The 9,863-nt window shown below is 71.6% G+C and carries 7 protein-coding genes; 5 read left to right on the top strand and 2 right to left on the bottom strand.

What is annotated here, in order from left to right:
- Positions 1-132 precede the first annotated feature (132 nt).
- The 5 genes from BI06_RS09565 to pknB all read left to right on the top strand — a co-directional run bounded on the left by BI06_RS09565 (position 133) and on the right by pknB (position 7,949).
- Entirely contained in the window at positions 133-669 is a 537-nt protein-coding gene (locus BI06_RS09565) for an FHA domain-containing protein (protein WP_030392397.1), read from the top strand.
- A gap of 53 nt (positions 670-722) precedes the next feature.
- The gene (locus BI06_RS09560) at positions 723-2,417 is read left to right on the top strand and encodes a PP2C family serine/threonine-protein phosphatase (protein WP_030392398.1); all 1,695 of its coding nucleotides are present in this window, start codon (positions 723-725) and stop codon (positions 2,415-2,417) included.
- Between the two features lie 145 nt (positions 2,418-2,562).
- Complete coding sequence (locus tag BI06_RS09555; RefSeq protein WP_082558391.1) at positions 2,563-4,032, top strand: FtsW/RodA/SpoVE family cell cycle protein; 1,470 nt, start codon at positions 2,563-2,565, stop codon at positions 4,030-4,032.
- Positions 4,029-5,486, top strand: a complete 1,458-nt coding sequence (locus BI06_RS09550) for a penicillin-binding protein 2 (RefSeq protein ID WP_030392400.1) — start codon at positions 4,029-4,031, stop codon at positions 5,484-5,486. Before BI06_RS09555 ends, BI06_RS09550 begins: the two co-directional genes overlap by 4 nt.
- A gap of 300 nt (positions 5,487-5,786) precedes the next feature.
- Complete coding sequence (gene pknB, locus BI06_RS09545) at positions 5,787-7,949, top strand: Stk1 family PASTA domain-containing Ser/Thr kinase (protein ID WP_063794943.1); 2,163 nt, start codon at positions 5,787-5,789, stop codon at positions 7,947-7,949.
- Positions 7,950-8,235: 286 nt separating this feature from the next.
- On the opposite strand, the gene BI06_RS09540 is transcribed toward pknB, so the two are convergent.
- Positions 8,236-9,060 carry a class E sortase gene (locus BI06_RS09540; RefSeq protein ID WP_043466954.1) on the bottom strand — a complete coding sequence of 275 codons (825 nt, stop codon included), beginning with the start codon at positions 9,058-9,060 and terminating at the stop codon, positions 8,236-8,238.
- A gap of 34 nt (positions 9,061-9,094) precedes the next feature.
- Positions 9,095-9,863 (bottom strand): class E sortase (locus BI06_RS09535; protein WP_082558390.1); only part of this gene is annotated, 769 nt, incomplete at its 5' end.

Genomic DNA, 9,863 nt, shown 5'->3' with positions numbered 1-9,863 from the left:
TGGGGTCGACGAACGGCATCGTGGTGGACGGGCAGCACACCCAGCGCGCTACGCTCCGCGACGGCTCTCGAATCGTCGTGGGCTCCACCACCATCGTCTACCGACAGGTCGAAGGGTAGAGCGGGCGCGGTTATGTCAGAACTGACCCTCACGGTCATGCGGCTGGGCTTCCTGGCCGTGCTGTGGCTGTTCGTGATCGTCGCGGTCCAGGTGATCCGCAGCGACCTCTTCGGAACCAGGGTGAACCCCCGGTCCTCCCGCCGGGGCGGCGGTGCCACCGCGGCGGCGCCCGCGGCCGGCGCGGCCGGGCGGGCCCCGCAGGGCCAGCCCCCGGCCGGCGGTCCGCCGACCCAGGGCGGCGGGCGCCGCCGCGGCGCCCCGACCCAGCTGGTCGTGGTCCAGGGCTCCCTGGCCGGGACCACCGTCGCGCTGCAGGGCCAGACCATCACGCTGGGCCGGGCGCACGACTCCACCATCGTGCTGGACGACGACTACGCGTCCTCCCGGCATGCCAGGATCTATCCCGACCAGACTGGGCAGTGGACGGTGGAGGATCTAGGCTCCACCAACGGCACCTATCTGGACCGTCAGCGCCTGACCGCGCCGACCCCGCTCCAGCCGGGCATGCCGATCCGTATCGGCAGGACCGTCATCGAACTGCGGAAGTAGTAGCGCATGAGGGACAGCATCCCGTCCATGACCCAGAGGGGGGCACAGGTCGCATGACCCTGGTGCTGCGCTTCGCCGCCGGCTCCCACAAGGGACTGATCCGGGAGGGGAACGAGGACTCCGGCTACGCCGGCCCGCGGCTGCTCGCCGTGGCCGACGGCATGGGCGGGGCGGCGGCCGGTGAGGTCGCTTCCTCCGAGGTGCTCGGCTCGATCGTCCGCCTGGACGAGGACGTGCCGGGCGCCGACCTGCTGACCCTCCTCGGCGACGCGGTCCAGGGCGCCAACGACCGGCTCCGGCAGATGGTCGAGGAGGACCCGCAGCTCGAAGGCATGGGCTGCACCCTCACCGCGATGCTGTGGACCGGCCAGCGGATGGGCCTGGTCCACGTCGGGGACTCCCGCGCCTACCTGCTGCGGGACGGCTCGCTGGTGCAGATCACCCAGGACCACACCTGGGTGCAGCGGCTGGTCGACGAGGGCCGGATCACTCCGGAGGAGGCCGAGACCCACCCGCAGCGCTCGCTGCTGATGCGCGCGCTGGACGGCCGGGGCCAGGTCGAACCGGACCTGTCGATCCGCGAGGTGCGGGCCGGCGACCGCTATCTGATCTGCTCCGACGGCCTCTCCGGCCCGGTCAGCCACCAGACCCTCCAGGACACCCTGGGCAGCTACTACTCGCCCGAGCAGACCGTGCAGGAGCTGATCCAGCTCGCGCTGCGCGGCGGCGGCCCGGACAACATCACCTGCATCGTCGCGGACGTCCTCGACGTCGGCGCCACGGACACCCTCAGCGGCCGTTTCAACGACGTGCCGGTGGTGGTCGGCGCGGTCGCCGAGACCCCGCCGTCCTCGACCGCCGCGGACCAGTCGATCCGCGACACCCCGGCCGGCCGCGCCGCCGGACTCGGCCGCGGCCCGCAGGGCGCCTTCGGCCCCGCCGAGGGCTACGGCGCCGGCCACCCCGACGCCGGGTTCGGCCCGGCCGGCGGCTACGAGGGCGGCTACCCGGAGGGCGGCGCCGCCGATCCCTCGGTCCACGGGACCGAGGACTACGACGACGACGCGCGCCGGCGGCCCCGGCGCAAGAACCGGGCGCTGGCGTTCTCGCTGGTCGGCCTGGTCACCGTGGGCCTGCTGGGCGCGGGCGGCTTCTTCGGCTACCAGTGGACCCAGAGCCAGTACTACGTCGGCGCCGAGGGCGACCACGTCGCGGTGTTCCAGGGCGTGAACCAGAGCCTGGCCGGACTGAACCTGTCCTCGGTGCACACCCCGTACAAGGACATCGAGCTCAAGTACCTCCCGCAGGACCAGCGCACCCACGTCACCAACACCATCTCGGCGAGCAGCCTCGGCGACGCCGACGACAAGGTGAAGAAGCTGGGCGAGCAGGCCGCGTTCTGCCGCAAGGTCTCCGACGTCCGGGCCGCCGGCGGCCTGACCGCCCCGGGCGGCACCCCGGCGACCGGCCAGCCGACCCAGCAGGCCGCCGCCGGGACGGTGGCGACGCACGCCGGGTTCGTGACGGCGACCACCGCGCCCAGCCCGTCCTCGACCGGACGGGCCCCGGCGGCCGGCGTCCCCACGACCACTCCCAGCCCGACCACTCCGAGTCCGAGCACGCCGAGCACCACCGCCCCGGCCCCCGTACCCAGCCAGGGTGCCGCGGCCCCGGCGGCCCCGCAGAGCGACCTGCCCGGCCTGAGCGACGAGGAGCGGCAGCGCGCCGACTCCTGCCCGAAGCCGTGACGGACGCGACCCCCCGACATAGGCCCGCCCCGCGCGGGCCCGTCCGGCCGTCGGGGAGCGGCCGACCCATGAGTGAGCGAAGCGACAGAGCCATCGAGAAGCGCGTGTGGGCGGATGCCCCGGCCGAGCGGAGCGAGGCGGGAGCATGAGTACCTTCGATGTGAGCAGCGACCCGAACAGCCGGTCCGCCGGCGTGCCGGCCGACCGCGCGTCCTCGCGGCGCCGCCGCAACACCACCATCTCGCCGCAGGCGACGCCGAACCGGCGCAACACCGAGCTGGCGATGCTGGCGTTCGCGGTGCTGCTGCCGGTCCTGGCCTACGCCAACGTGGGCCTGGCGATGGACGACAAGCTGCCCGCCGGGATGCTCGGCTACGGCCTGGGCATGGGCGCGCTCGCGCTGATCGCGCACCTGCTGATGCGGAAGTTCGCGCCGTACGCGGACCCGCTGATGCTGCCGATCGCCACCCTGCTGAACGGGCTCGGCGTGGTGATGATCTGGCGGCTGGACAAGGCCGGCCCGCTGCTGCACAACAACTTCCCGGCCGCCTCCAACCAGCTGATGTGGTCGGGCCTGGGCATCGCGTTCTTCATCGTGGTGATGGTCTTCCTGAAGGACCACCGGGTCCTGCAGCGCTACACCTACATCTCGATGGCGGTGGCCCTGGTGCTGCTCGCCGCGCCGGCGTTCTTCCCGGAGCGCAAGGAGGACCTCGGCGCCAAGATCTGGATCCGGATGGGCGCCTTCTCGATCCAGCCCGGTGAGTTCGCCAAGATCATCCTGACGGTGTTCTTCGCCGGCTACCTGATGGTCAAGCGCGACGCCCTGGCGCTGGCCAGCCGCCGGTTCATGGGCCTGTACCTGCCGCGCGGGCGCGACCTCGGCCCGATCATCGTGATCTGGCTGCTCAGCCTGCTGATCCTGATCTTCGAGAACGACCTCGGCTCGTCCTTCCTGTACTTCGGCCTGTTCGTGGTGATGCTCTACGTCGCCACCGAGCGGACCAGCTGGATCGTGGTCGGCCTGCTGATGTCGATCGGCGGCGCGGTCGCGGTGGCCTCCACCGCCAGCCACGTCAAGACCCGTATCGACGCCTGGCTCGACCCGATGGCCGCCTTCGAGCCGAAGCACCCGCAGGGGGCCACCGAGCAGATCGGCCAGGCGCTGATGTCCTTCGGCTCCGGCGGGGTGACCGGCTCCGGCCTCGGCCAGGGCCGCTCCTGGCTGATCGACTTCGCCGCCAAGAGCGACTTCATCCTCGGCTCCTTCGGCGAGGAGCTCGGCCTCACCGGCATGATGGCGATCTTCATGCTCTACGCCCTGCTGATCCAGCGCGGTCTGCGCACCGCGGTCGCCGCCCGCGACCCCTTCGGCAAGCTCTTCGCGGTCGGGCTCTCCTCCGCGATGGCGCTGCAGGTGTTCGTGGTCGCCGGCGGTGTCACCGGCCTGATCCCGCTGACCGGTATGACCATGCCGTTCCTCGCCCAGGGCGGGTCCTCGGTGGTCGCCAACTGGGCACTGGTCGCGATCCTGCTGAAGATCAGCGACAACGCCCGCCGTCCCGGGGTGGAGCCCACCCCGACGCCCGAGATCCAGGGGGGCACCGCCTCGTGAACAAGCCGATCCGCCGGGTCTCGATCTTCTGCCTCGTGCTGATCCTGGCCCTCATGGTGCGCACCAACTGGGTCCAGGGCGTGCAGGCCGACGCCTGGGCGGGCAACAAGTACAACAAGCGGCAGGTCTACGACCGCTACGCCTACCCGCGCGGCAACATCATCGTCGACGGCCAGCCGATCACCCAGTCCACCTTCGTGGACGGCCTGCGCTACAAGTACAAGCGGTCCTGGACGGACCCGCAGATGTACGCCCCGGTCACCGGCTACTCCTCGCAGGCCTTCGGTGCCAGCCAGCTGGAGCAGCTGGAGGACGGCGTCCTCTCCGGCAGCGACGACCGGCTGTTCTTCCGCAACACCCTGGACATGCTGACCGGGGAGCAGAAGCGCGGCGGCGACGTGGTCACCACGATCAACTCCAAGGCCCAGAAGGCGGCCTTCGAGGGGCTCGGCAACAAGAAGGGCGCGGTCGTCGCGCTCGACCCGAAGACCGGCGCGATCCTGGCCCTGGTCTCCACGCCGTCCTACGACCCGGCGAGCTTCGCGGGCAACGAGTCCACCGACTCCAAGGCCTGGACCGACCTCAACGCCGACCCCAACAAGCCGATGCTCAACCGGGCGCTGCGCGAGACCTACCCGCCCGGCTCGACGTTCAAGCTGGTCACGGCCTCGGCGGCGTTCGAGAACGGCCTCTACCAGAACATCGACGACCAGACCGCGACCCCGGACCCGTACACCCTGCCGGGCACCAACTTCGTGCTGAAGAACGAGTCCGACCGGGAGCAGTGCGGCAACGCCACGATCAAGTCCGGCATGGACCAGTCCTGCAACACCGTCTTCGCCAAGATCGGCGCCGACCTCGGCAAGGACAAGATGCGGGTGCAGGCCGAGAAGTTCGGCTTCAACAGCACCGTGGACACCCCGATCCGGTCCGAGAAGAGCGTCTTCCCGTCCAACTCCACCCCGGACGGCACCGCCCAGGACTCGATCGGCCAGCACGACACCCAGGCCACCCCGCTGCAGATGGCGATGGTCTCCGCGGCGATCGCCAACAACGGCTCGCTGATGCAGCCGTACCTGGTCGCCGAGGAGCGCTCCGCCTCGCTGACCACCATCTCCAAGCACAGCGAGAAGCAGTTCTCGCAGCCGATCAGCCCGGCCACCGCGCAGAAGATGCAGGACCTGATGGTCTCGGTGGTCGAGAACGGCACCGGCAAGAACGCGAAGATCCCGGGTGTCACCGTCGGCGGCAAGACCGGCACCGCCCAGCACGGCGAGGGCAACGCGGGCCTGCCGTTCGCCTGGTTCACCTCCTACGCCAAGGCCTCCGACGGCCGCACGGTCGCGGTCGCGGTGGTCGTCGAGGACGGCTCCAACAACCGTGACGGCATCAGCGGCGGCCGGCTGGCCGCGCCGATCGCGAAGTCCGTGATGCAGGCCGTCCTCGGCAAGTGACGGGAGCCGTGGCGGGAGCCGGGTCGGGAGCCGTGACGGGAGCCCGCGGCGGGTGAGGGAAATGTCACGATCGGCGCCCCCGGTCCGGATACCGGTCTGATATCGGCCTGCGGCCGACTCGGGTCCGGTACGGTCCGACCGGTAGCGTGTCCGCAGCAGCGGGTGTACCCGTTGCCGTCCGTGCGGTGCCGAACCGGTCCTGACCGCAGAACCATCCGGGGCCCGGACGGCGTCACAGGGAGCGTGCGGGGACACCTACGTCACTAACCTCACCGGCGGGTGAGGGAGAGGGTCGCAACTATGGAAGAGCCTCGTCGCCTCGGCGGCAGGTACGAGCTCGGCGGCGTCCTCGGGCGCGGCGGCATGGCCGAGGTGTACCTCGGCCATGACACCAGGCTCGGCCGCTCCGTCGCCGTGAAGACGCTCCGGGCCGACATGGCCCGCGATCCGTCCTTCCAAGCCCGATTCCGCCGCGAGGCACAGTCCGCGGCGTCGCTGAACCACCCCGCGATCGTCGCCGTGTACGACACCGGCGAGGACTACATCGACGGCATCTCCATCCCGTACATCGTGATGGAGTACGTCGAGGGGTCCACGCTGCGGGAGCTGCTGCACTCCGGCCGCCGGCTGCTGCCGGAGCGCGCGCTGGAGATGACCATCGGCATCCTCCAGGCCCTGGAGTACTCCCACCGGGCCGGCATCGTGCACCGCGACATCAAGCCCGCCAACGTCATGCTCACCCGCCAGGGCAACGTCAAGGTGATGGACTTCGGCATCGCCCGGGCGATGGGCGACGCCGGTATGACGATGACGCAGACCTCCGCCGTCATCGGCACCGCCCAGTACCTCTCCCCGGAGCAGGCCAAGGGCGAGCAGGTGGACGCCCGCTCCGACCTCTACTCCACCGGCTGCCTGCTCTACGAGCTGCTCACGGTGCGCCCGCCGTTCGTCGGCGACTCCCCCGTCGCGGTCGCCTACCAGCACGTCCGGGAAGAGGCGCAGCCGCCGTCCGTCTTCGACCCCGAGGTGCGTCCCGAGGTCGACGCGATCGTGCTCAAGGCGCTCGCCAAGGACCGCGACTACCGCTACCAGAGCGCCGACGAGATGCGCGACGACATCGAGCGCTTCCTCGACGGCCTGCCGGTGGCCGCCGCCCAGCAGGCCGCCGCGTACGGCATGGGCGCGGCCGGGTACGGCTACGACCAGAACGGCTACCCGCAGCACGACCCGTACGGCCAGACCAACCTGCTGCCGCAGCAGGTCCCCGGCGGTCCGACCACCGTCCTGCCGCAGGCCGCGCCGGCCGGCTACGCCGCCCAGCCGCAGCAGGGCTACGACGACGGCTACGGCCAGACCTACGCCGGCGCCCCCGGGGCCGGTGGCAACGACGGCTACGACGACGGCTACGGCCGCGGCGGCCGGCGCGGCGGGGAGCAGCCGAAGAAGAGCAACACCTCCTGGATCGTGCTGGCGGTCGCCGCCGTGCTGGTCCTGGTCGGCACCTTCTTCGTCGCCCAGGCGATGTTCGGCAACAAGAAGGGCGAGGACAAGAAGGAGGCCGTGAAGATCGCGGCCCCAGGCCTCGTCGGCAAGACCCTGGCCGAGGCGAAGGCGCTCGTCGCCCAGGCCGGTCCCAAGCTCGTGGTCACCGAGGGCGACAGGATCGCCTGCCCGGACGCCAACGTGAAGAAGGACCAGGTCTGCACGCAGAACCCGACGGCGGGCAACCAGCTCGCCGAGGCCGGCACGATCACCGTGCAGTTGTCCTCGGGTCCGGCCAAGACCCCCGTGCCCAACGTGGTCGGCAAGTCCAAGGAGCAGGCGGTCAAGGCGCTCGCCGACGCCGGCTTCACCAATGTGACGACCGACTACAAGGACGACGACAACGCCCCGCTGGACCAGGTGCTCAACCAGGACCCGGCCAGTGGCGGCGCCGACCCGACCGCCCCGGTCAAGCTGACCGTGTCGCAGGGCAAGGCCAAGATCAACGTTCCCAGCGTGCTCGGCCAGCAGAAGGAGGCCGCCGAGGCCGCGCTGACCGGCGCCGGCTTCCAGGTGGACTCCTCGAAGACCCAGGTGACCAACGATCCCACCAAGGTCAACACGGTCGCCTCGCAGAACCCGTCCGGCGGCAAGCAGCCCGCCAACACCAAGATCACGCTGACCATCTTCAAGGCACCGGAGAAGGTCTCGGTCCCGCCGCTGGTGAACGTCCCGCTCAAGGACGCCAGCAAGACCCTCCTGGCCATGGGCCTGCAGTACACCGTCGTCCAGGGTCCGCAGGACCCGAACGCGATCGTGACCGCCTCCAACCCGGCGGCCGGCACCCAGGTGGACCCGAACACCTCGGTCGGGCTGATGACCAAGGCGGTGGATCCGCCCAAAGGGAGCGACCCACCGACCGTCCCCGGGATCCCCGGCCTCCCCACCCCCAGCAACACCAAAGGGGGACCCAACAACTAAGCCCTGGTTCCCCTGGTTCTGAGCCCCTCGGGGCCGGACCGACCGGCTGAGTTGTTTCCCGGCAGTGAGCCCGAGGGCCCGTCGACACCGCGTCGACGGGCCCTCGGGCGTTCACGGGGCCGGCGGAGGCCTGCGGGAGGCCCGTGGGAGGCCCGTGGAGAGGCCGGAGGGCTGCGGAGGCCCCGCAGAGGGCCGCGGAGGGCCGCAGAGGGCCGCGGAGGGCCGCGGAGGGCCGCGGAGACGCGTGGAGGCCCCCGGGGCGTCCCCGGGGGCCTCCACGACGGCCTCAGCGCTGCCGCAGCTCCGCGGGCGGAGTGCGCGCGGCGTCGATGTCGTCCACCCGCACCAGGCTGCCCCAGACCGCCATCCGGTAGCGCGAGGTGTAGACCGGGGTGCAGGTGGTCAGCGTGATGTACCGGCCGGGAGCGGTGTAGCCGGAGCCCTTCGGCACCGGGGCGACGATGCCGGTGTCGTACTTGGAGGTCTCCGGCAGGGTGCTGTCGACCCGGTAGACGTACCACTTGTCGCGGGTCTCGACCACGATCGCGTCGCCCTTGCCGACGGCGTCGAGCTCGTGGAACTTCGCCCCGTGCCCGTCCCGGTGCGCGGCGAGCGCGAAGTTGCCGGACTCGTCCCAGGGCATCGCCGAGCGGTACGGCTGCTCGTACACCCCGGCCACGCCCTCGGCCAGGGTCGCCGTGTCGGTGCCCATTCGGATCATCACCTGGTAGTCCCGGCCCATCGCCGGGACGTGCAGGAAGCCGATCCCGTCACCCGCCGCGTAGGACGGCCCGGTGCCGCCGGCGGCCGCGGACGGCCCTGCCGACGGGCCGCCGGACGGGGGAGCGGCCGGGGCTCCCGTCGCCCAGGACTCGCGCAGGTGGTCCGAGGCCGCCGAGGCGGAACGGTCCGCCAGCACGTCGGTCCACCACAGCGAGTAGGTGACGAACAGGCCGAGCACCAGCCCCAGGGTGATCAGCAGCTCGCCGACGACGCCCAGGACGGCCAGCGCCCAGCCGCCCCGTCCGCGGCGTCGCCGGGGTCCGCCGCCGGGCTCCGGCTCGGACGACGGAGCGGCCTCCTCGGCCGCCGGCTCGGTCCCCTGGGTCACGTCTCTCCCTCTGTCGTCGCCCGCCCGCCCGTGGTCAGCCCCCCGCGAGGGCGGCCGGCTTGCCCTGGCTGCGCGGCCTTTCCTCGATCATCTTGCCAAAGACGATCAGGCGCGCCTTGGAGCTGAACTCCGGGGTGCACGTGGTCAGCGTGATGTACCGGCCCGGACCGCTGTACCCGGCGCCGTTCGGCACCGGCTTGATCACGCTCACATTGGACGGCGGCGTCTCCGGGATCCCGCCGGTGACCTCGTAGGTGTAGTACGCGGTCGCGGTCTCCACCACGATCTTGTCGCCCTTGCCGAGCTGGTTGATCCGGCGGAACGGCTCGCCGTGCGTGTTGCGGTGCGCGGCCAGCGCGAAGTTGCCCGCCTTGTCGGCCGGCATGCCGGTGCCGGAGTAGTGCCCCACCAGGCCCTTGTCGAGCACGGGGGCCTTGGCGGTGCCCTCGGCGATCGGGAACTTCTGGCCGAGCTTCGGCAGGTGGATGATCGCGAAGCCCTTGCCGGGCTCGAAGACCTCCGGTTTGGCCGGGTCGGGCGCCGGCTGTCCCGGCGCCGGGGCGCCCTGGGCCGGGCCCGCGTCGAACTGCTGCTCCAGCCGGTTGCGGGCACCGTCGGCGGCCGCGTCGGCCTGCACATTGGTCCACCAGAGCTGGTACGAGACGAAGAGCAGCATCACCAGGCCGAGGGTGATGCACAGCTCGCCGAGGAACCGGGCGAAGACCACCGCCGCCGGCTCCTTGGCCCGGGGCGCGGCCGTGGCGGGACCGCCCGCCCGGCGCCGGCCGCGGCCCTGCGCGGCA

The organism is Kitasatospora sp. MBT66, assembly GCF_000710405.2.
GTDB classification, from domain to species: Bacteria; Actinomycetota; Actinomycetes; order Streptomycetales; family Streptomycetaceae; genus Kitasatospora; species Kitasatospora purpeofusca.
This window is presented reverse-complemented; position numbering and strand designations above follow the sequence as displayed.